Raw genomic sequence first — 20,441 nt, 5'->3', positions numbered from 1 at the left:
CGGCACCCTTTCTTCATGCCGTCGGCGGCGGTTCGTCGTCGAGCAGGCCGAGCAACGGGATCAGCCAGCCGCCGTTGGCGGGGCCCATCGCGGTGTCGAGCTCGCCGGGGGTGGGCAGCCGGTCCCGGACGATGTCGGGCGACAGAAGACTCTGGAGGGCGTGCGTCAGGAGGTTGGCCATCGAGTAGTGGGGGTCGGTGGTGAGGGCGCGTTCGAGGGCGATGGTGGCCAGGATGTTGTCGCCCGTGCGCCAGGCCGCCATGGCCAGCAGGGAGGCGGCCGGCGGGACGAAGCGGGGCTCAAGGCGGCGGGTCAGGTCCTTCCAGAGGGGGAGGTGGGCCTCGTGCATCATCGTCCAGGCTTCGTCGCGGACTCTGATCACGCTCAGGGCCAGGCCCAGTCTGGCTGCTTCGGTGTCGTCGAGGCGGAGTCGGCCGCCGTGGCTGGTCAGGGCGGCGCGGACTCCGGACAGGGCTTCGGTGACGTAGTCGTGGGCGAAGGTGTCGAGGTCCGTGGCGGCTGTCAGGCGGGCTCGCACCTCCGCGACGGCGGTGGCGGTGGCACGGCGCATCGCCATGCGGACGGGGCCCGTGGCGGGGGCGATCGTACGTTCGAGGGCACGGCGGTCGGGGAGGGCGACCATGCCGCGCACCGTGGCCTCGGCGGCTATCTGACTGGTGGTCGGGTCGTACGGGGTGCCTTCGGGCGGGCAGCATCGGGGGAGGTCGCAGATGTAGGACCAGTAGCGGCCCTCGTGGGCGCGGATCGCCTCGCCCACGTGGATGTCCGAGGCGGTGGCGAGGAGTCTGGCCTCGTCGACGGCCGGGGTTACGGCCTCGCCTCTGCCGTAGCCGACGATGACCATCTCGGTGATGCCTTCGCGGTCGAAGAGGGCGGTGAGGGGGTCGAGGGTGCCCCGGGGGAAGGGGAGGTTCCATCTCGCGGCCACCTTGGCGTGGCCGTGGTGGAGGCCGATCACGATGAGGCTGTCTTCGGGGTGGAAACCGACCAGGTAGGGGACGGCGGCCAGGAGGTCGGCCGGGCTGGTCAGGGTGAGGCAGGGGGCCGGGGCGTTGGTGGTCATGACCGTCAGGGTGCCGAGGAGGCACGCGACGCGAACGCCCGAACGGAGTTCTGGGGATGACGGCCCCCGCGACGACCGCCCTGTGGACAACCGCGAGCGGCGACGGCCCAGCGAGGGCGGGCGGGGGTGACGGCCCAGTGAGGGCCGAAGGGATGACGGTCCGGGGAGGGCCGGAGGGGTGGCGGCCCAAGCAAGGCGGAGGGGCGGGTGGGGTCAGGGGGTGGTGGGGGGCAGCGGGGTCGGAGGATTGGGGGCTATGCGGGTGCGTACGAGGAGGGCGGCGCCGGCCACGGCCGCCGGCATGGCCACGATCGCGACCAGCGGCACCAGGAACAGCAGGAACCCCACCACCCCGAACCCCAGCGTCACCCCCATGTTCCGGCGCAGCAGCGCGAAGCGTTCCTTCCTCGGCACCCCGCGGCGTTCGAGCGCCAGTGTGGTGAGCTCGACCGTCAGGAAGAACCCGGAGACGAACGCCCCCAGTACGGGCACCACGGTCTGGCCGATCACCGGCACGAACCCCAGGAAGAACAGCGGCACGGTGAAGAGCAGCACGTAGAACAGGGTGATCAGGCTGTCCCTGATCGAACGGGGCAGCGTACGCCACCACGGCTGCTCCACGGCCCCCGGCAGCGGGTCGACCTCGGCCGACAGCCGTTCGTAGAACGGCTCGCCGATCACCAGCGTCAGCGCCGCGAACGTGAGCACCGCCAGCGCCAGCCCACCGAGGAAGATCGCGATGCCCACCAGCGTGCGGAACAGGTCGGCCCAGCTCCACGAGTCGGCGAACGGGGTGAAGAACTCGGCGACCTCACGGGCGTTGGCGCCGAGCAGGATCAGCGCCGCCACGTAGACGGCGAAGGCGATCACCGCCGGGATCAGCCCGAACAGCCACCACCGGCCATGTCGCGACATCCATCCGAGACCCTGGAAGAAGAAGCCCACGCCGGAGGCGAAGTCGCGCAAAGATCGCATGTCCGGCAGGCTAGCGCCAGAACGACGTGACCGCGTAACCCAGTTCGTCGAACAGTTCGCGCAGCAGCGGCAGGGACACCCCGAGCACGTTGCCGTGGTCGCCCTCGATGCCCTCGACGAACCAGCCGCCGCGCCCCTCGATGCTGAACCCGCCGGCCAGCCCGAGCGGCTCGCCGGTGGCGACGTAGGAGGCGATCTCCTCGTCGGACGGCTGGCCGAAGCGCACCACGGTGGTGGCCACCTGCGCCGCCTGCCGCCCCGCCGGGACGTCGATCACGCAGTGGCCGGTCACCAGGCGGCCGGTACGGCCACGCATGATCCGCCAGCGCTCGACGGCCTCCTCGGCCGTGCCCGGCTTGCCGTAGGGACGGCCGTCGAGTTCGAGGATCGAGTCGCAGCCGATGACCAGCCCCTCCGCCAGGCCGCTCGCGACCGCCTCCGCCTTGGCCTTGGCCAGGACGAGGCTGAGCGCCGCCGGCGAGTGCGCGGCGAAGGCGTCCTCGTCGACCCCGGAGACGATCACCTTGGGGTCGAGGCCGGCGTTGCGCAGCACGGTCAGGCGGGTGGGCGAGGCGGAAGCCAGAACGATCACCGCACCAGCTTACCGAAGCCCGGCCCGCTCACCAGTCGTGGTTGGGCGCCCCCCGTGCGGGCTGGCGGTCGGCGGGGTCGTACGGGCCGCCCTGGGGCGGGACGGCGCCGCCGAAGATGCCGCCCAGCAGGCCGTCGAGCAGCCCGCCGAGGGCGCCGGGCAGCGCGTCGTGCTCCCTGCGCAGGTGGACGGCCAGGGCCGAGGCGTCCATGTGGGCCTTGGTGACGCGGTTGGCCAGCAGGGACATGACCATGGGGGCGATGAGGGGGAGCAGCTTCATGATGGTGCCGGGGCTGACACAGGCCAGTTGCGAGAGCCCGGCGGCGGCCCGTTCGGTGCCCTGGCCGCCGAGCACGTGGCCGAGGATGCTGTGGCCGTCGCGGGTCAGCGAGGCCACGTCGCCGTTGAACGGGTCGGTGTCGACGTGGTCGTCGAGGGCGGCGCGCAGTGCCTCGGCGCCGTCGGGGTGCTCGGCGTTGCGCGCCATGCCGCCCAGGACGGTTCCGGCCACGGCCTCGACGACCTTGCGTGCCGTGGCCGGGTCGGTGCCGAGCATTCCGGCGATCTGATCTACCCCTGAGTCGCCGAGCTGGGTGAGTAGCTCGTCATTCAGTGTCAAGACAGTCCCCCGATCCGAGTCGCGGGAGACGTTCCCCGGCCGTGATCGAGGCAAGGCCGGGGTTTCCCTATGTCTCGGGAAAGACGGGCTTTCCCGGGGGACCGTCTTGAGACGTCAGTCGAGGGCGGGCTGCAGGCTGGCGCTGGCCAGGCCGGCGGCGGAGTACGCGCTCACCTCGTCGAGCGTCTCGTGTTCGAGCAGGGCCGCCACGATGCCGTCGAGCCGTTCGCGGTTCTCGGTGAGCACCTGGACCGCGCGCTCGTAGCACTCGTCCACGATGCGGCGGGCCTCCTCGTCGACCGTGGCGAGCGTGGCCGGCGAGGCCTGGGGGGCCGAGCCGTCGTTGGGCAGGATGGTCAGCGGGCCGACCTTCTCCGACATGCCCCAGCGGCCCACCATGCCGCGCGCGATCATGGTGACCTGTTCGAGGTCGTTCTCGGCGCCGGTGGTGATGACGCCGTAGACGACCTGCTCGGCCGCCATGCCGCCGAGCGCGCCGGTGATGCGGCCGCGCAGGTACTGCTCGTCGTAGGCGTAGCGGTCGGTGTCGGGGGTGGACAGGGTGACGCCGAGCGCCCGGCCGCGCGGGATGATCGAGATCTTCCTGACCGGGTCGGCGCCCGGCTGGAGCATGCCGAGCAGCGCGTGTCCGGCCTCGTGGAAGGCGGTGCGGGTGCGCTCCTCCTCCGGCATCACGATGCTGCGGGCCGCGCCGAGCTGAAGCTTCTCCAGCGCGTCCGCGAAGTCGGACATGTCGACCTTCTCCTTGCCGCGCTTGGCGGCGAGAAGTGCACCCTCGTTGACCAGGTTGGCCAGGTCGGCGCCGGTCATGCCCGGCGTCGTCTTGGCGATGCGGTCGAGGCTGACCTCGCCGTCGAGCGGCACGCCGCGCGAGTGCACCTCCAGGATCGCCGTGCGTCCGGCCGCGTCGGGCAGGCCCACCTGCACCGTACGGTCGAAGCGCCCGGGACGCAGCAGCGCCGGGTCGAGGATCTCGGGCCGGTTGGTGGCCCCGATGACGATGACGCCCTCGGCGCCGGAGAAGCCGTCCATCTCCGTGAGGATCTGGTTCAGCGTCTGCTCGCGCTCGTCGTGGCCGCCGATGCCGCCCGCGCCGCCGCGGGCCCGTCCGATGGCGTCGATCTCGTCGATGAACACGATCGAGGGGGCGACCTTGCGCGCCTCCTCGAACAGGTCGCGTACGCGCGAGGCGCCCACGCCGACGATCATCTCGATGAACTCGGAGGCGCTGGCCGAGAAGTACGGCACCTTGGCCTCACCGGCGACGGCCCTGGCCAGCAGGGTCTTGCCGGTGCCGGGAGGGCCGGCGAGCAGCACGCCCTTGGGCAGCTTGGCGCCCAGCCTGCGGTACTTGCCGGGGTCCTTGAGGTAGTCGACGACCTCGACGAGCTCGTTCTCCACCTCGTCGATGCCGGCGACGTCGTCGAAGGTGACGCGTACCTTGGCGGCCTCGACCGGCTTTGCGGCCTTGGACTTGCCGAGCCCGCTCAGGCCGCCGCCCATCATGCTGGCGCCGCGGCGCATGACCCAGATCCACAGGCCGGCCAGCAGCAGCACGGGCAGCAGCGACAGCAGCAGGTTGGAGAAGAATCCCCGGGTCAGCGGCTTGGAGGTGGTCTCCACCTGGGCCGACTTGAGCTGCTGGTCGAGCTGGTCGGTGTTGGCGAAGGCCGGGATCTCGGTCTGGAACTTCGTGTACGACTCGCTGCTCTCGGGGTTCTTCGCCGCACTCCTCAGGTCGCCCTCGACCGAGAGCCCCTGGGCGTAGATGTCCTTGACGTTCTTGGCATCGACCTGCTTGGTGAACTCGGTGTACGAGATCGTCTCGACCGAGCTGTTGTCCACGAACGACGACACGACGAAGAAGCCCGCGTAGACCACGAGCAGGGTGACGACGAAGCGCCACCAGTTGATTTTGGGCCGCCCTCCGGGCGAACCGGGCAGGCCCTCCGAGCGCCAGGGCGGCTTGACCTTGCCCTTGTTCGGTGCCTGCGGCGGTCCAGAGCGTTCCACGGCGTCACTCCCCCACATCGCCGCATACATGATCTTTCTAGCCTAGAACACGCACTCCTGAGACGACGCGGCCAATATCACGCCATCGCTTTCTTTGCGAGTCCGGCACTGTGACGAACGCAAGTCCTGGCTTGCCCATTCCCCCGTCCATGACCACGACGGCCGCTCTTGACGAATGTTTGCCGTATTTGACGCGGTAGACGAGCATCCAGCCAGTTTTCACTCTTTGCGAAGCCAGCCAGCTGATCTTGGAGCCCTTGGGGTGGTGGTTGAGCGTCCAGCGGGCGGCCAGCAGCGCCGTGTCGCGGGGCGACTTCTGCTCCATGATCGGCAGCGGGCAGGTCACGAGCATGCCGCGCAGCTTGCTGCCGCGCGTCGGCGGCAACACCTGCTTGCTGGTGAACGGCGCCGCGCCGTGCTGCTTCCACGGCCTGCCCAGCCGGGGCACGGCCAGGCCGGTGCGCTTGTCCTTCACCAACCGCTTGGCCGGACGGGGAAGGGCCATCCGCTTGACGCGGCCGGTCAGGCGGGGCACGCGGGAGTCGGCGTACAGGGCCTCCATGGCGGTGTAGCCGGGCGCGAGGGAGGAGCCAGGCGACGGGACCGCCGTGGGGATCGGGGACAGGCTCGGCGACGGGGTCGGGGTGGGGGTTCCCGAAGGCGTCGGAGTAGGGGCCGGGGCGGACGAGGCGGGTGCGGCCGGCGGCGCGGTTACCGGCCCCGCCACGACCTCGTCCGGCCCGGAGGGGAGCGCCAGGACGATCACCGTGGCGGCGACCGCCACGGCCGCCACGACGGCGAGCCCCCGGTATATGGACCGCATCCGGACATCGCCGATGCGGGAGCGCCTGGGCGGTGAAACAGGGGTTCCAGGGCGGTCTGCGGTTGTCACTCGTGAACCCTCGGTCTCATCTTCCCCATGGAGCACGACGGGAGCGTACGACATATCCCGCCATTGCGTGTGTGAAGCGACCGAAGTGCAATCATGACGGGGTGGAACAGGTGGAGCTGCGGTTCGGCGAGGAGTCTCGGTTCGCCCAGACGCACACGAACCTCTCGGCGGTCAGGTGGGAGCCCTCGGGCCTGTGGGTCGCGGGTGACGAGACCGCCACGATCGAGCGGCTGACCTGGACCGGCGACCATTTCGGCGACGAGCGCAGCTTCGCCCTGGCCGACTACGTCGACCTGCCCGCCGGCCGGTTCGACGAGGCCGACATCGAGGGCCTGGCCAGGGCCGACGGGCACCTGTGGGCGGTCGGCTCGCACAGCCTCAAGCGCCGCAAGGCCAAGCCCGGCGACCCGGAGAAGTCGATCAGGAGGCTCGGTACGGTCGTCCGCGAGGAGAACCGGTTCGTCCTGGTCCGCCTGCCGCTCGACGAGACCGGCGAGCGGCCGCTGCCCGGCGCGATCCTGTCCGGCGACCAGAACGTGGCCGCCATGCTGGCCGATGACCGCCACCTGGCGCCGTTCCTGGCGTTGCCCGGCAAGGACAACGGTCTCGACATCGAGGGCATCGCGGTCGTGGACGAGCGCGTCTACCTGGGGCTGCGCGGGCCGGTGTTGCGGGGCTGGGCGGTGGTGCTGGAGATCCGGCCCGTGGACGACGGCCGCGGCCGGTTACGGCTCGACCGGCCGTACCGCAAACACTTCCTGGACCTCGGCGGGCTGGGCGTACGGGACATGTGCCCCCACGGCGGCGACCTGCTGCTGCTCACCGGACCCACGATGAACCTGGACGGCCCGGTACGGGTCGTGCGCTGGCGGGAGCGGCGCAGCGACGGGCTCGTGCCCGCGCACGACCTGGAGACGGTACTGGAGCTTCCGTACGGCGTCGGCGACGACCATCCGGAGGGGCTGGCCGTGCTGCCCGACGGCCGGCTCATGGTCGTCTACGACAGCCCGTCGCCCGCCCGGATCACCCCGGCGGGCGGCGTGCTGGCCGACGTCTTCACGATCTAGCCACCCGCCCGAGGAGCCAGGGCGCCTCGGCCACGAACGTGCACGAACCCGGCTCGATCTCGGTGAACCCGGCGTCGCGCACCACGGGCAGCCCGGCGGCCACCTTGGCGTCGAAGTCGTCCTGGTCCGGCGCGGGACGTACGGACACGGCCAGGCCGTTCGCCCGCCATGCGGCCCGCTCGGCCTCGTCGCTGGCCCACCAGGCGAGTTGCGCGGCGTGCCCGGCCTGGGCCATGGCCTTGCCCGCCGACATGGTCAGCCTGGGGTTCTCCCACAGGACCGGCGGGCCGGACGGGTCGCCGGGCCCGGCCGTGTCGCTCAGTTCGGTGCCGCCCACCTGGAGCCGGGCCAGATCCCTGGGCCAGGCGTCGAGCGGGACGGGCGGGTGCACCCGCACCTCGGCCGTACGGTGCTCGACCGTACGGCCGGGCAGCGCGGCGGCCCTGCGCCACTCGGCGCCCCTGGCGCGGCGCACGACCTTGCGGATCTTGCCTGTCGACTGCCAGGCGTGCAGTTCCCCGGCCCACTCCCCCGGGTCGTCGAGCAGGCTCAGCACGGCCATGGCGGCGGCCTCCAGCGCGTCGGTGCGCTCGGGAGGAGCGGCCCTCTCGATCCTGACCACGAGGGGGAGGACCATCAGTTCGGTCTCGTTCATCACCGTTTAGCATGCCCGATGGCCAGGGACATTCCGGCGGCGAGGAGGCAGAGGGCGCCGGCGACGTACCAGGCCAGGTCGTAGGCGCCGAGGTGGTCGCGGGTCAGGCCCGCCCCGACGGCCGCGACGGCGGCGCCCACCTGGTGCGAGGCGAACACCCAGCCGAACACGACCGCGCCGTCCTGGCCGTAGATCCGCCGGCACAGGGCGACGGTCGGGGGCACGGTGGCCACCCAGTCCAGGCCGTAGAACACGATGAAGATCAGCATGCTGGGCTCGGTGGTGGCCGCGAACAGGCCGGGCAACAACATCAGCGACAGGCCGCGCAGGGCGTAGTAGACGCCGAGCAGCAGCTTGGGATCGACCTTGTCGCTGAGCCAGCCGGAGGCGACCGTGCCGACGATGTCGAAGACGCCGATGATCGCCAGCAGGCCGGCAGCGACGGGCTCGGCCATGCCGTGGTCGTGCGCGGCGGGGATGAAGTGCGTACCGACCAGGCCGTTCGTACTCATGCCGCAGATGGCGAAGCCGCCGGCGAGGAACCAGAAGGCGCGCGTGCGCGCCGCCGACCTCAGCACCGTGAGCGCCCGCGCGGCCGCGTTCCCCGCGGCCGGCGCGGTCCGTACGGCGCCCGCCTCCGCCCCCAGGGCGGTCGTGCCCACCTCCTCGGGACGGTCGCGCAGCAACCACCACACGAACGGCACCACCGCCAGCGCGGCGCCGGCCACGGTCAGGGAGGCCGCCCGCCAGCCGGGCCCTTCGGCGAGCGAGGCGAGCACCGGCAGGAAGACGAGCTGCCCGGTCGCGCCCGCCGCGGTCAGGATCCCGGTGACCAGCCCGCGGTGCCGGACGAACCAGCGGTCGGTCACCGTGGCGGCGAACACCAGCGCCATCGACCCGGTGCCGAGCCCGATGAACACACCCCAGAACAGCAGCAGGTGCCAGCTCGCCGTCATGAGCACGGTGAGCCCGCTCCCCAGCGCGACCAGCAGCAGTGCCAGCGACACCACGCGGCGCATGCCGAAACGGTCCATCAGCGCGGCGGCGAAGGGGGCGGTCACGCCGTAGAGCACCAGGTTGATCGACACGGCGAGGGAGATCGTGCCCGTGCTCCAGCCGAACTCCTCGTGGAGCGGGGTGATCAGCACGCCGGGGGTGGCGCGGAAGCCGGCCGCGCCGAGGATGGCCACGAAGGCCACGGCCGCGACCCACCAGGCACGGTGGATCCTTCCGGACCTCGTGGGGGCGGGGGTGGTGCTCAACGTCATGCGCTAATCCTGATTCATCACCTTTTGGCAGTGCGAGTGGCCCGAAAGCCAATATGTGCAAGAATCAGGCCATGGTCCATCGTGTCGCGGTCGTCGTGCTGAACAACTTCGCCCCGCTCGACCTCGGTGTGCCCGGCCAGGTCTTCCACTCCGCCGAGACTCCGGACGGCGAGAAGCTCTACGAGGTCGTGACCTGCTCGCCCGACCGCGAGCCGGTCCGGTGCACGGCTGGCTACACCGTGCTGCCCGACCACGACCTCGACGTGCTCGACACGGCCGACACGGTGCTGGTCCCGGGCATCCACGCGGGCCGGGCGATGAAGGACGGCACGATCACCGCCTCCCTGCGCGCCGCGCTGCAGGACCGGCCGCGCGTCATGTCGATCTGCACGGGCGCGTTCGTGCTGGCCGCGGCGGGCCTGCTGGACGGCCGTCCGGCCACCACGCACTGGCGAGAGGCGGCCCGGTTCGCCGCCCTGTTCCCGCAGGTCGAGCTGGACCCCGACGTGTTGTTCGTGGACGACGGCGACGTGCTGACCTCGGCCGGCGTCGCGGCGGGCCTGGACCTGTGCCTGCACGTGATCAAGCGCGACCACGGCGCCGAGGTGGCCAACCGGGCCGCCCGCCGCTGCGTGATGCCGCCCTGGCGGGACGGCGGCCAGGCGCAGTACATCGAGCGCCCGCTGCCGGACGACGACGCCGGCGGCACCGCCGCTACCCGGGACTGGATGCTGGCCCACCTGGAGGCCCCGCTCGACCTGGCCGTGCTGGCCGCCCACGCCAGGATGAGCGTCCGCACGTTCACCAGGCGCTTTCGCGAGGAGACCGGGATGAGCCCGGCCAAATGGCTGTCCGGCCACCGCGTACGCCACGCCAGGCGCCTGCTGGAGACGACCGACCTGGGCGTCGAGGAGGTGGCCAGGCGTTCCGGCTTCGGCACGGCCGTCTCGCTGCGCCAGCACCTGCACGCGGCCGTCGGCGTCGCGCCGCTGGCCTACCGGCACACCTTCCGCCGCGCCTGACCCCCGGGCCGCCCGGCCGGCTCACTCGAACAGGTCGGGCTGCTCGCGCACGATCTGGTCGTGCAGCGGCTGGTAGTTGATCCAGCCGACCAGGTCGTTGCCGATCTGCTGGTGGGTGAGCGCGGCGTTGTCAGGCTCGATGGGCACGACCTGACCGGCGGCCTTGGCGAGGAGCTGGACCTGCGCCGAACGTTCCATGGTGATGAACCACCAGGCGGCCGCGTCGACGGTGTCGCCGACGGTCAGCAGGCCGTGGTTGCGCAGCACGACGGCCTTGTTGCCGCCCAGGGCGGCGGCGATGCGCTTGCCCTCCTCCAGGTCGGTGACGACGCCCGTGTAGTCGTCGAACAGCGCGTTGTCCTGGTAGAAGGCGCAGGAGTCCTGGGTGATCGGCTCGATGATCTGACCGAGCGCCGACAGGGCACGGCCGTGGACCGAGTGGCTGTGGGCGGCCGCGACCACACCGGGGCGGGCCTGGTGCACCTGGGAGTGGATGGCGAAGGCCGCCTCGTTCACGTGGTAGCGGCCCTCGACGACCTTGCCCTCGTGGTTGACGAGGATGAGGTCGCTGACCCTGACGTGCTTGAACGACATGCCGCACGGGTTGACCCAGAAGTGGTCGCTCAGCTCGGGGTCGCGGGCGGTGATGTGACCGGCCACGCCCTCCTCGAACCCGAACCTGCCGAAGATGCGCAGCGCCGCGGCGAGCCGTTCCTTGCGGTGCCGCCGTTCCTCCTCGACGGTCTCGAACGTCGGCGGCAGGCGGAAGATGAGGTTGTCCGGCATGGCTCTCCCCTGGTCCAGAATGATGTTCTGACCGCAGACTAACGCTTGAACGGCACCCCCGCCGTCCTCGACCTGGCCAGGATCACCAGCGCCTCGCCGAGCAGGCCGACGCCGATCGACAGCGGGATCGAGCGGACCTCCTCGTGCATGCCGGTCGCGAGCGCCAGCGCGCCCACGCCGAAGCTGATCGCGAACGTCACCACCCACACCACCAGCGTCTTCCAGGTGTAGCGCTGCCAGAGCACGCCGTCCTTGGGGAACACCTGCGTGGTGGCCGCGCGCAGCGCACCGAAGGCGACGCCGACGAGGGCGGTGACCACCAGCCAGAGGATGTCCAGCGGGGTGGGGCGCAGGTTCAGCAGGCCGTGGAGGCCGATGCCGATCAGGATGACGGGCGGCACGTACACATCTTTGGCGATGAGCGGCTGGCCCATCATGCGTCTGGCCACGGCGTAGACGACCAGCGCGGCGATTAGTAGCACGTCCATGCTAAATAACGTAGCAGGGGCGTGCTATAAAGGACAACATGCCGAAAGTCGTCGATCCCGAGGCCCGCCGCGACGAGGTGGCCGACGCCGTGTTCCGGGTCGTCCGCCGTGCCGGGTTCGAGCAGGCGTCGCTGCGCAACGTGGCGGAGGAGGCCGGGCTGGCGATCGGCTCGGTGCGCCACTACTTCGCCGGGCACACCGAGCTGATGACCTTCGCGATGCGCGCCTCGATCGAGCGGATCAGCGCGCGCCTGGAGGCACGCGTCGGACCGCTCCTCGCCGCCCAGGACGGCGGGGAGCGGGCCGAGCGGGTCGAGCTGATGTTGTCGGAGCTGCTGCCGCTGGACGAGCCGCGGCTGGAGGAGGCCGCGGTCTGGCTGGCGTTCACGACGGCCGCGCGCACCCGTCCCGAGCTGCGGCCTCAGGCTCAGGAGGCGTACGACGGCATGCGCCGGCTGGTCGGCCGGATCATCGCGGGCATCGCCGCGCACGGCCGCCTGGGCGCCGACGTCGAGGTGGAGACCGAACGCTTGTGCGCGCTGATCGACGGGCTCACCGTCGAGGGCGTGCTGCATCCCGAGCGGATGACGCCCGGCCTGATGCGCCGCTGCCTCCGCCGCCACCTCGCCACCCTGATCGAACCCGGCCGCTGAGCCCTCCCGTCTAACGGCAGCGGCGGCGAGCAGGCGTTAGATTGGGGGCATGTCCACCTTCCTGACCATGGAGTTCGCCGGCACGGTCGGAGCCGACCGCTCCGGGCCCTACGACCTGCTGCGCGACGCCGCCACGACGACCGAGTGGGTGCGCGGGCACGCGGCCGACCTGGGCGTGGCGCCCGACTTCACCGCCTCGGAGGAGCTGCGCGAGCAGACCGTACGGCTGCGCCAGGCCGTACGGGCCCTGCTGGCCAGGGCGATCGCCCCGGCCCCGCCGAGCGGCGCGGACGCGGCGGACCTGCCCGGTTTCGCCGAGTCGCTGACCCTGGTGAACGCGACCGCCCTGGCCGCCCCCACGGCCCCGCAACTGACGTGGACCGGCGAGCCCGCGCTGACCACCGTCCCCGCCGTGAAGGCGAGCACGTCCGCGCGCCTGCGGGGCAGGCTCGCCACCGCCGCCGTGGTTTTCCTGGCCGGCCCCGGCCGCACCCTGCTGCGCACCTGCGGCGCCCCGCGCTGCGTGCTCTATTTCGTCAAGGAGCACCCGCGCCAGGAGTGGTGCTCGCCGGCCTGCGGCAACCGCGCGCGGGCGGCCCGGCACTACCGGGAGCACAAGAAATAGCCCCATCTAACGCCAAAGACCGATTTTTGCCGTTATATTGTTTTCTAACGGCTGATCGGTCGTGCAACCATTAGATGAGGAGAGTCGTATGTCCTTCCGCCCCGGGCACGTCGGGCTCAACGTCACCGACCTCGACAGGTCGAAGGAGTTCTACAGCCGGGTCTTCGGCTTCACCGTCTCGCACGAGTCGCAGGAGGACGGCCGCCGCTTCGCCCTCCTCACCCAGGACGGCGACCTGGTGGTCACGCTCTGGCAGCAGAGTGAGAACCGTTTCTCCACCGCGCTGCCCGGCCTGCACCACCTGTCCTACGGGGTCGCGGACGCCGACGCGCTGAGCAGGGCCGAACAGGTCGTCAAGGAGATCGGCGCCACCGTGCACCACGGCGGGGTGGTCCCGCACGGCGAGGGCGCCTCCTACGGCGGCCTGTACTTCGAGGACCCCGACGGCATCCGGCTGGAGATCTACGCGCCGGGCGCCGCCGGCGACCGTCCCGCCCCCACTCCTGGCGCTCCGACCTGCGGGTTCTTCTAAATGAGGCATCCAGGGGAGATCGCCGTCCAGGCCCGGGCGGGGGTTCGGGAGCCGGGCGCGTTCGGCAGCTCGCGCACCCGTCCGGAGATTCCCGAGGTGGCCGCCGCGTTCCTGGGCGAGCAGCGTCTGCTGGTGGCGGGCGCGGCCGACGACCTCGGTCAGGTGTGGGCGGACGTGCTGACCGGCCCGCCCGGCTTCGCGACCGCCGCCGACGACCGCACGATCACGGTCCGGGCCCTGCCCGCCGCGCCCCTGCGCGACCTGTTCACCGCGGAACGCGACCTCGGGCTGCTGGCCATCGAGCCGCACACCCGCCGCCGGATGCGCGTGAACGGCACCGCCGTACGGGCGGGTGACAGCCTGGTGATCTGGACCGAGCAGGTGTACGCCAACTGCCCCAAGCACATCCAGACCCGCGAGCCCACCGCCCCGCCCGGCATCCCGGCGGTCGCGGGCGACGGGACGGCGTTCACGCCGCGCCACGTGGAGTGGATCGAGAGCGCCGACACGTTCTTCATCGCCACCCGCGCCGAGGGCCTGGGCGCCGACGTCTCGCACCGGGGCGGCAACCCCGGGTTCGTCCGGGTGACCGGGCCGGCGTCGCTGGAGTTCCCGGACTATCCCGGCAACTCGATGTTCATGACGCTCGGCAACCTGGAGCTGGACCCGGCCGCCGGGCTGCTGTTCGTCGACTGGACCCGGGGCCAGACCCTCCACCTGACCGGGCGGGCCGAGGTGGACTGGAGCGGGGAGGGGCGCGTCGTCCGGTTCGAGCTGACGGCGTACACGCACATGGAGGGCACGGTCGGCGCGGGCTGGACGCCGCCCGGCCTCCACCGCTTCAACCCGCCCGTCACCCGCTGACGGCGGGAGCACGCGGGCGATGATCCGGGCCACCACACGGTGCTCGGCTCCCAGCCTGGCCAGGACGTCGGCCAGCTCGGGATGCCCGGCGGCCAGGTGCGGGAACAACACGGCGTCCTCGCCCTCGTGGTGGGCGTGGAGGGCGTCGCAGAAGGCCAGGCAGTGCGTACGCAGGTCGGCCCCGTGACCACCCGCCCTGATCCGGGCCAGCTCCTGACGGAAACCGGCGTGCAGTTTCACCAGTTCGTCGCCCCAGGCCACCACGCGCTGCTCCGCGGTCATGCCCACTCCCCCTCGCCCGGTGGACGGTCGAGAACACGGCCGCCAGCAGGGCGGCCACGGCGGCGACGCCGAAGCTCCAGCCGGCGCCCCCGGAGGACAGCACGGCCGCCCCCACGGCTCCGGCCAGACTGCTGCCCACGACTCTGACCAGCGCGTTCACGCCTCCGGCCGCCGCGGTCTTGGCGGGTTCGACGTGTTCGACGGCCATCGTGCCGAGCGCGGCGTACCCGAGGCCGACACCGACGCCCAGGACGGCGGCGGCCCCGTACAGGTCGGCGCCGCTGTCGCGGGAGATCACCAGCCACACGGTGGCGGCGGTGACCAGCGCGGACCCGGCAGAGACCAGCGCCGAGGCGGAGAAGCGCCGCATGAGCGGGCCGGCCAGCACCGAGACCGCGAGCATCAGCACCGTCGTCGGCAGCAGGTAGAGCCCGACCTGGAGCACCGAGGCCCCGAGGGCGCCCTGCGCGACCGCCGAGAGCGTGGTGATGGCCGCGAACAGCGCGAACCCGATCAGGAACGAGGCCACCGTGGCCCCGATCGTGCCCCGGTGCAGCAACATGGGGATCTCGATCAGCGGCGAGGCGCTGCGCCGGGCCGTGACCACCCAGGCCACCGCCAGCACGACGGCCGCCGCGAGCAACCCGGACGTCCGCGGCGAGGTCCAGCCCCACGCGGCGCCCTTGCTGATCGCGAGCAGCAGGCAGACCAGCCAGCCGGAGACCAGCGCGGCCCCCGCCAGGTCCGGCCGGCCCGCTCCCCCGGCCGGGGTCGCCTCCCGCACCAGGGCCGCCACCAGGGCGAAGCTCACCGCGCCCAGCACCGCCAGGATCCAGAACATCGAGTGGTAGTCGCCGTCCACCAGCCCGGCGAGGATCATGCCGCCGCCGCTGCCCACGCCGATGGTCGCGCTGAGCACGCCGATCGCCGTGGGCAGCCGGTGGGCGGGGATGACCGGCCTGACCAGCCCCATGGCCAGCGGGAGCAGCGCGGCGGACACGCCCTGCAACACCCGGCCCGCGATGACCGCGCCGAGCGTGCCGGACAGGGCGGCGACCGCCGCGCCGGCCACGAGCAGGCCGAGCGCGGACAGGGCGACGGTACGGCGGCCGTACATGTCGCCGAGGCGCGACAGCAGCGGGATCGCGACCGCGCCCGACAGCAGGCCGGCGGTGAGGGTCCAGGAGACGGACGTGGCAGGCGCCCCCAACTGCCGCTGGAGCAGCGGGAGCATCGGGACGACGACCGTCATCTGGAGGGATCCGACGGCGACGGCGAACGCCAGGACCACCACCGCCGTCCAGGGAGATGTCTTTTTATACATGTATAAAAAGTAACATGGCGGCATGCCGGCACGCACTGGAAGACCACCCCGGATCTCGCGGGCGGACATCGTGGCAGCGGCGCACCGGGTCATCGAGGCCGACGGCGTCGGCGGGCTGACCATGCGCAGGCTGGCCAAGGAGGTCGGCAGCACGCCGATGGCGCTCTACCACCACGTCCGCGACAAGGAGGAGCTCCTGCTGCTCCTGCTCGACGAGTACGCGGCCGGGATCCCGCGCCCCGACCTGCCCCCCGACCCGCGCGAACGGGTCGTCACCGTGGCCCTGGCCATGCGCGACGCGGTGTCCGGCTGCCCCTGGGCGGTGGACGTGCTGCGCGCCGACGACCTGCTCGCGGTCGGCGCGCTGTGGTACCCGGAGAAGATCATCGACGCGGTCGTCGAGGCGGGTGTGCCGATCGAGCGGGCCGTGCACGTGTACCGGATCATCTGGCACTACACGGCGGGCGAGATCGCCGTACGGGCGGCGGCCGGTCGGCGGCGCGAGGAGGACCGGCCGACCTACCGCGGGCAGGTCTTCGCCGGTCTCGACCCGGCCGCCCTGCCCCGCCTGGCCGAACTGGGCGGCCGCTGGGCCGAGCTCACCGCCGAGGACACCTACGAGCCGGGGCTGCGCGCCCTGGTCCACGGCCTGCTGCCCTGACCCGGACACCGGGCCCGCGGGCCTGCGGTACGGCGGTCAGCCGGCGAAGGTACGCCGGTAGGCGGACGGCGAGGTGCGCATGGCCCTCGCGAAGTGGTGCCGGAACGTCACCGGGCTCTCGAACCCGACCGCCGCCCCGATCTCCTCGACCGGCGCCGTCGTCGACTCCAGCATCGGCAGGCTCGCCGCCACCCGCTGCGAGATCACCCACCGCAGCGGGCTGGTCCCGGTCTGCCGCTTGAAATGCCGGATGAACGAGCGTTGCGACAGGTTCGCCACCCTGGCCAGGTCGGCCACGCTGATCGGCCCGGCCAGGTGCGCCAGCGCCCACGCCATCGCCCTGGCCACGGCGTCGTCGTCCTCCACGGGCGTGACGGCCGCCTGGATGAACTGGGCCTGGCCGCCCTCCCGGTGCGGCGGGATGACCAGGCGGCGGGCGACCTCGTTGGCCACGTTCGGGCCGTGGTCGTTGCGTACCAGGTGGACGAGCAGGTCGAGGCCGGCCGCGCTGCCCGCGCTGGTCAGCACGTCGCCGCCGTCCACGTACAGGACCGAGGGGTTGACCCGGACGGCGGGGAAACGGCGCTGGAGCAGGTCGGCGTACTTCCAGTGGGTGGTGGCCTCGCGGCCGTCGAGGAGACCGGCGGCGGCCAGCGCGAACGCGCCGGAGCAGATCGACACGATCCGGGCGCCCCGCTCGTGGGCCAGGCGCAGCGCCCCGACCAGCGCGCCGGACACCTCACCGCGTACGTCGGCGACGCCGGGCACGATCACCGTGCCGGCCCCGGCCAGGACGTCGAGGCCGTGCTCGGCCCGCATGGTGAACCCGCCGACCACGCGGAGCGGCTCGGACGTCTCGGCGCACACCTTGAGGTCGTACCAAAGAACGTCCAGCTCGGGCCGGGGCAGCCCGAAGAACTCCACCACGCAGCCCAGCTCGAACGGCGCCATGCCGTCGAAGGCCAGCACGGCGACCGTCGGCAGGCGGCCAGGAACCGGAAGCGGAAGCGGACGCGACGACGGGCAGCCGTGAGACGTGAGCGGCACAAATGCATATTAACCGCCCATATCCGGCGCCAGCAGGTTAGCGCCCTCCTCCCTGCGGCAGGAGTGATATATGCATATTTCGGGGGTGGAGACCGTTTTCCCCGGTCACCGCTACGAGCAGGCGGAGATCACGGAGGCGTTCTCCCGTCTGACGGACTGCGACGAGGAGTTGCTGCGGCACTTCCACGCCGCCACCGGCGTCGTGGGCCGCAACCTCGCGCTGCCCCTGGACGGCTACTCCAAGCTCGACTCCTTCGGCCGCGCCAACGCCATGTTCATCGAGATCGCCCTCGACCTGGGCGAACAGGCGGTCAGAGGCGCCCTCGAAAAGGCCGACGTGCCCCCGGAGAAGGTCGACCACCTGCTGTTCTGCTCGACCACGGGCCTGGCCACGCCCTCGCTCGACGCCAGGCTGGCCCAGCGGCTCGGGCTGCGCGGCGACGTCAAGCGTTTGCCGGTGTTCGGCCTCGGCTGCGCGGCCGGGGCCTCGGGCCTGGCCCGCCTGCACGACTACCTGCGCGGCTGGCCCGACCACGCCGCCGTGCTGGTCTGCGTGGAGTTGTGCTCGCTGACCATCCAGCGCGACGACACCTCGATCGCGAACCTGGTCGCCAGCGGCCTGTTCGGGGACGGCGCGGCGGCCGTCGTGGGCACCGGACGCGGCAGGGGCCCCGAGGTCGTCGCCACCCGCAGCAGGCTCTACCCCGACACCGAGCACCTGATGGGCTGGGAGGTGAGCGACCACGGCTTCCGCATCGTGCTCGACGCCGACCTCACCGACTTCGTGAACCAGGTGCTGGCGGACGACATCAGGACCTTCCTGGCCGACTACGGCCTCACCCCCGAGGAGGTGCCCACCTGGGTCTGCCACCCCGGCGGCCCCAAGGTCATCGACACGATCACACAGAGCCTCGACCTGGACCCCAAGGCCCTGGAGGTGACGTGGCGGTCGCTGCGCACGTACGGCAACCTGTCGTCGGTCTCCGTCCTCCACGTGCTCCAGGAGACGCGGGGGCATCCCGGCATGCCCGCCGTGCTGATCGCGCTCGGTCCCGGTTTCTCCGCCGAGTTGCTCCTGCTGCACTGGTGAGGCGAGCCGCTCACTGGTGAGGCGAGTCGCTCACTGGTGAGGCGAGTCGCTCACTGGTGAGGCGAGTCGCTCACTGGTGAGGCGAGTCGCTCCTGCCTCCCTGGTGATCAGGGCCGGGCGACCGTGATCTCCTCCAGGCCCTCGGGCCGTTTTCCGGGGTAGAGGCCGGTCAGCAGGGTGGCGACGGTGTAGAGGTGCCAGGCCAGGGCGGGCTTCCTGACGACGGGCTCGGCGAACAGGGCGCGTACCTCGTCCGGGTTCACGATGGGGGCCAGGGCGTCGAGGCTGCCGAGGACCTGGCGGCGTAGCACGTCCGTCAGGGCCGGTCCCGGGCTGGTGCGCCAGCTCCAGCCGCCGCCGGTGCGCACCGTCGGCAGGTGGGCGGGGGGCAGGCGGGTCCAGGGCCACCGTTTGCCCATCCCCACGGTGAACCGCCAGGGTTTTCCCTCGATCCGGACGTCCCGCAGTTGGGGGGCGAATCGCAGGATGAGCGAATAAATCACTTCTTCTGACAGTCGCCAGCCCTGGTCCAGGCCCAGCGCCGCCCGTACCACCCGGTTGTCCAGGAACGGGCGCACCGGGTCGCCGCGCCGCAGCGCGCCCGCCCGCGCGCCGGCCTGCCAGCGTCCCACCTTGTACCAGATGTAGAGGTGATCCAGGGCCTCCAGCCGGTTCGGCCGCTGCTGCCACGGTCTGGCCAGCTCCCGCGCGTGCTCGTTGGCCTCCGCCGTGAACAGCGGCGCGTCCTTGCAGAATGTGGTGGTGACGCGGCGCAGCAGCGCCTTGTCGCCGAGGTCGGTCTGGAGCAGGTTCAGGCTGCCGGCCCGCAGGGTCTCGCCACTCTGGCCGGACATGGTCGGCCTGGCGGAGTAGGGCAGGTAGCTCACGATCGACTCGTACGCCGAGGTCATGCCCTCGCAGGTGCGCAGCGTCTCCCACGCCCGGCTCAGCGGGTGCTCCACCAGCACGGCATCCTTCTCGGCCGTCTGCGGCGGGGCGATGACCGTGTGCTCCACCTTGAGCCGGGCCGCGATCTCCCTGGCGATGATCACGTCCGGGTGGCTGTCCAGGCCGTTCGTCGTCACGCGGAAGGGCACCCGCGCCGCGTGCAGCAGCGCGGCCAGGATCCGCGTGTCGCGCCCGCCGGTCAACGCCAGGTTCACCGGCTCCTCCAGGTCGCGCAGCGGCGCGACGGTGGCCAGTAGCGCGTTCGCCAGCTCGCCGATGGCCGCGCGCTTGGCGCGTCCGGTGGCGGGCGCCGGCGCGGCCTCGGGCAGCGGCGTCCCGGTGATCGTCCGTACGCCGTCCCGTACGATGATCCGCGAGCTGGGCCGCAGCGCCGAGACCCCTTTGTACGGCGTCTCGTCCGACAGGAAGAACCCCTGCCTGACCATCGTCTGGAGCGCGAGCAGGTCGTGGTCGACGCGGTCCACCGGCTGGGCCACGAGATGCACGAGCAGGGCCCGGCTGCCGACCACGTACAGGTCGGGGGTCTCGGCGTGGAACACCGGGCAGACCCGGTTGATCGCGGTGCTCGCGGTCAGCTCGCCGTCGCGGGCCAGCCAGGCCGAGAAGCAGCCGCCCACGGAGTCGTCGGGCAGCCTGGTCACGTCGGAGGGGACGGCCAAGTGGCCGTTCACCCCGACCGTCAGGCCCCGGTGCTCCGACAGCAGCGAGGGCCGGCGGGTGTCGTCGGGCTCGTTCGTCCAGGCGAACAGGGAGACGCCGCGCCCGTGCCACTCGCGGCCCCGGATGACGTCAGGGGGCACGGGGAAAGCGATTTCGATAACGGAACGGACCTTGTCCAGGACACGGACAGGGACGTCCTGCCGCTTGGCGGCTACACCGAGATAGACGCGCACGGCATCCATGCCTATCTCA

Annotated in this window: 20 protein-coding genes and 2 pseudogenes; 8 read left to right on the top strand and 14 right to left on the bottom strand. The window is 71.9% G+C overall.

Translation table 11 applies throughout. The features are described 5' to 3' along the window. Window positions 1-13: 13 nt before the first annotated feature. The 6 genes from IEZ27_RS31275 to IEZ27_RS31250 all read right to left on the bottom strand — a co-directional run bounded on the left by IEZ27_RS31275 (window position 14) and on the right by IEZ27_RS31250 (window position 6,127). Window positions 14-1,084, bottom strand: coding sequence for a DUF4192 domain-containing protein (locus IEZ27_RS31275; RefSeq protein WP_189650522.1), 1,071 nt, complete (start codon window positions 1,082-1,084; stop codon window positions 14-16). A 213-nt stretch (window positions 1,085-1,297) separates the two neighbouring features. Further along, window positions 1,298-2,059, bottom strand: a complete 762-nt coding sequence (locus IEZ27_RS31270; RefSeq protein ID WP_229824517.1) for an EI24 domain-containing protein — start codon at window positions 2,057-2,059, stop codon at window positions 1,298-1,300. 10 nt (window positions 2,060-2,069) lie between these two features. Beyond that, window positions 2,070-2,651, bottom strand: a complete 582-nt coding sequence (locus tag IEZ27_RS31265; protein ID WP_189650521.1) for a Maf family protein — start codon at window positions 2,649-2,651, stop codon at window positions 2,070-2,072. A 28-nt stretch (window positions 2,652-2,679) separates the two neighbouring features. Continuing rightward, window positions 2,680-3,270, bottom strand: coding sequence for a DUF937 domain-containing protein (locus tag IEZ27_RS31260; RefSeq protein ID WP_189650520.1), 591 nt, complete (start codon window positions 3,268-3,270; stop codon window positions 2,680-2,682). Between the two features lie 114 nt (window positions 3,271-3,384). Then, complete coding sequence (ftsH, locus tag IEZ27_RS31255; RefSeq protein WP_229824516.1) at window positions 3,385-5,304, bottom strand: ATP-dependent zinc metalloprotease FtsH; 1,920 nt, start codon at window positions 5,302-5,304, stop codon at window positions 3,385-3,387. 37 nt (window positions 5,305-5,341) lie between these two features. Beyond that, window positions 5,342-6,127, bottom strand: a complete 786-nt coding sequence (locus IEZ27_RS31250; protein ID WP_189650519.1) for a hypothetical protein — start codon at window positions 6,125-6,127, stop codon at window positions 5,342-5,344. 170 nt (window positions 6,128-6,297) lie between these two features. On the opposite strand from IEZ27_RS31250, the gene IEZ27_RS31245 reads away from it, so the two are divergent. Further along, the gene (locus tag IEZ27_RS31245; RefSeq protein ID WP_229824515.1) at window positions 6,298-7,263 is read left to right on the top strand and encodes a DUF3616 domain-containing protein; all 966 of its coding nucleotides are present in this window, start codon (window positions 6,298-6,300) and stop codon (window positions 7,261-7,263) included. On the opposite strand, the gene IEZ27_RS31240 is transcribed toward IEZ27_RS31245, so the two are convergent. Together IEZ27_RS31240 and IEZ27_RS31235 are read right to left on the bottom strand one after the other, a co-directional pair. Then, entirely contained in the window at window positions 7,253-7,918 is a 666-nt protein-coding gene (locus IEZ27_RS31240) for a peptidyl-tRNA hydrolase (RefSeq protein ID WP_125639557.1), read from the bottom strand. The two genes, IEZ27_RS31245 and IEZ27_RS31240, sit on opposite strands and share 11 nt — an antisense overlap. Further along, window positions 7,918-9,186 (bottom strand): MFS transporter, encoded by a 1,269-nt coding sequence (locus tag IEZ27_RS31235; protein ID WP_189650518.1) that lies wholly within the window; start codon window positions 9,184-9,186, stop codon window positions 7,918-7,920. The genes IEZ27_RS31240 and IEZ27_RS31235 overlap by 1 nt, the downstream gene beginning before the upstream one ends. A 71-nt stretch (window positions 9,187-9,257) precedes the next feature. On the opposite strand from IEZ27_RS31235, the gene IEZ27_RS31230 reads away from it, so the two are divergent. Continuing rightward, window positions 9,258-10,208 carry a GlxA family transcriptional regulator gene (locus IEZ27_RS31230; protein WP_229824514.1) on the top strand — a complete coding sequence of 317 codons (951 nt, stop codon included), beginning with the start codon at window positions 9,258-9,260 and terminating at the stop codon, window positions 10,206-10,208. A 21-nt stretch (window positions 10,209-10,229) separates the two neighbouring features. Here the strand turns inward: IEZ27_RS31230 and IEZ27_RS31225 are convergent, their stop codons facing one another. Continuing rightward, window positions 10,230-10,994, bottom strand: a complete 765-nt coding sequence (locus IEZ27_RS31225; RefSeq protein ID WP_189650516.1) for a class II aldolase/adducin family protein — start codon at window positions 10,992-10,994, stop codon at window positions 10,230-10,232. A gap of 38 nt (window positions 10,995-11,032) precedes the next feature. Continuing rightward, window positions 11,033-11,482 carry a DUF1453 domain-containing protein gene (locus IEZ27_RS31220; RefSeq protein WP_189650515.1) on the bottom strand — a complete coding sequence of 150 codons (450 nt, stop codon included), beginning with the start codon at window positions 11,480-11,482 and terminating at the stop codon, window positions 11,033-11,035. Window positions 11,483-11,520: 38 nt separating this feature from the next. On the opposite strand from IEZ27_RS31220, the gene IEZ27_RS31215 reads away from it, so the two are divergent. The 4 genes from IEZ27_RS31215 (at window position 11,521) to IEZ27_RS31200 (ending at window position 14,156) form a co-directional block, all read left to right on the top strand. Continuing rightward, the gene (locus IEZ27_RS31215) at window positions 11,521-12,135 is read left to right on the top strand and encodes a TetR/AcrR family transcriptional regulator (RefSeq protein WP_189650514.1); all 615 of its coding nucleotides are present in this window, start codon (window positions 11,521-11,523) and stop codon (window positions 12,133-12,135) included. Between the two features lie 49 nt (window positions 12,136-12,184). Next, window positions 12,185-12,760: a CGNR zinc finger domain-containing protein gene (locus IEZ27_RS31210; protein WP_229824513.1), complete on the top strand. Its 576-nt coding sequence runs from the start codon at window positions 12,185-12,187 to the stop codon at window positions 12,758-12,760. Between the two features lie 88 nt (window positions 12,761-12,848). Beyond that, window positions 12,849-13,292, top strand: coding sequence for a VOC family protein (locus IEZ27_RS31205; RefSeq protein ID WP_125639539.1), 444 nt, complete (start codon window positions 12,849-12,851; stop codon window positions 13,290-13,292). Continuing rightward, on the top strand, window positions 13,293-14,156 hold the full coding sequence (locus tag IEZ27_RS31200) for a pyridoxamine 5'-phosphate oxidase family protein (protein WP_189650513.1): 864 nt from the start codon (window positions 13,293-13,295) through the stop codon (window positions 14,154-14,156). Between the two features lie 57 nt (window positions 14,157-14,213). Here the strand turns inward: IEZ27_RS31200 and IEZ27_RS31195 are convergent. Beyond that, a pseudogene (locus tag IEZ27_RS31195) lies at window positions 14,214-14,438 on the bottom strand (hemerythrin domain-containing protein); the annotation flags it as partial. Beyond that, window positions 14,434-15,762 (bottom strand): annotated as a pseudogene (locus IEZ27_RS31190) (MFS transporter); the annotation flags it as partial. The pseudogenes IEZ27_RS31190 and IEZ27_RS31195, both read right to left, overlap by 5 nt. Before the next feature lie 22 nt (window positions 15,763-15,784). Here IEZ27_RS31190 and IEZ27_RS31185 point away from each other — a divergent pair. After that, the gene (locus tag IEZ27_RS31185; RefSeq protein ID WP_189650512.1) at window positions 15,785-16,423 is read left to right on the top strand and encodes a TetR/AcrR family transcriptional regulator; all 639 of its coding nucleotides are present in this window, start codon (window positions 15,785-15,787) and stop codon (window positions 16,421-16,423) included. Between the two features lie 36 nt (window positions 16,424-16,459). Here the strand turns inward: IEZ27_RS31185 and IEZ27_RS31180 are convergent, their stop codons facing one another. After that, window positions 16,460-17,407: a helix-turn-helix domain-containing protein gene (locus IEZ27_RS31180; protein ID WP_189650640.1), complete on the bottom strand. Its 948-nt coding sequence runs from the start codon at window positions 17,405-17,407 to the stop codon at window positions 16,460-16,462. Window positions 17,408-17,540: 133 nt separating this feature from the next. On the opposite strand from IEZ27_RS31180, the gene IEZ27_RS31175 reads away from it, so the two are divergent. Then, window positions 17,541-18,560, top strand: a complete 1,020-nt coding sequence (locus tag IEZ27_RS31175) for a type III polyketide synthase (RefSeq protein WP_189650511.1) — start codon at window positions 17,541-17,543, stop codon at window positions 18,558-18,560. A gap of 107 nt (window positions 18,561-18,667) precedes the next feature. On the opposite strand, the gene IEZ27_RS31170 is transcribed toward IEZ27_RS31175, so the two are convergent. Next, window positions 18,668-20,329, bottom strand: coding sequence for an asparagine synthase-related protein (locus tag IEZ27_RS31170; protein ID WP_229824511.1), 1,662 nt, complete (start codon window positions 20,327-20,329; stop codon window positions 18,668-18,670). Window positions 20,330-20,441: the final 112 nt, after the last annotated feature.

This window comes from Nonomuraea spiralis (assembly GCF_014648435.1).
Lineage (GTDB): Bacteria > Actinomycetota > Actinomycetes > Streptosporangiales > Streptosporangiaceae > Nonomuraea > Nonomuraea spiralis.
This window is presented reverse-complemented; position numbering and strand designations above follow the sequence as displayed.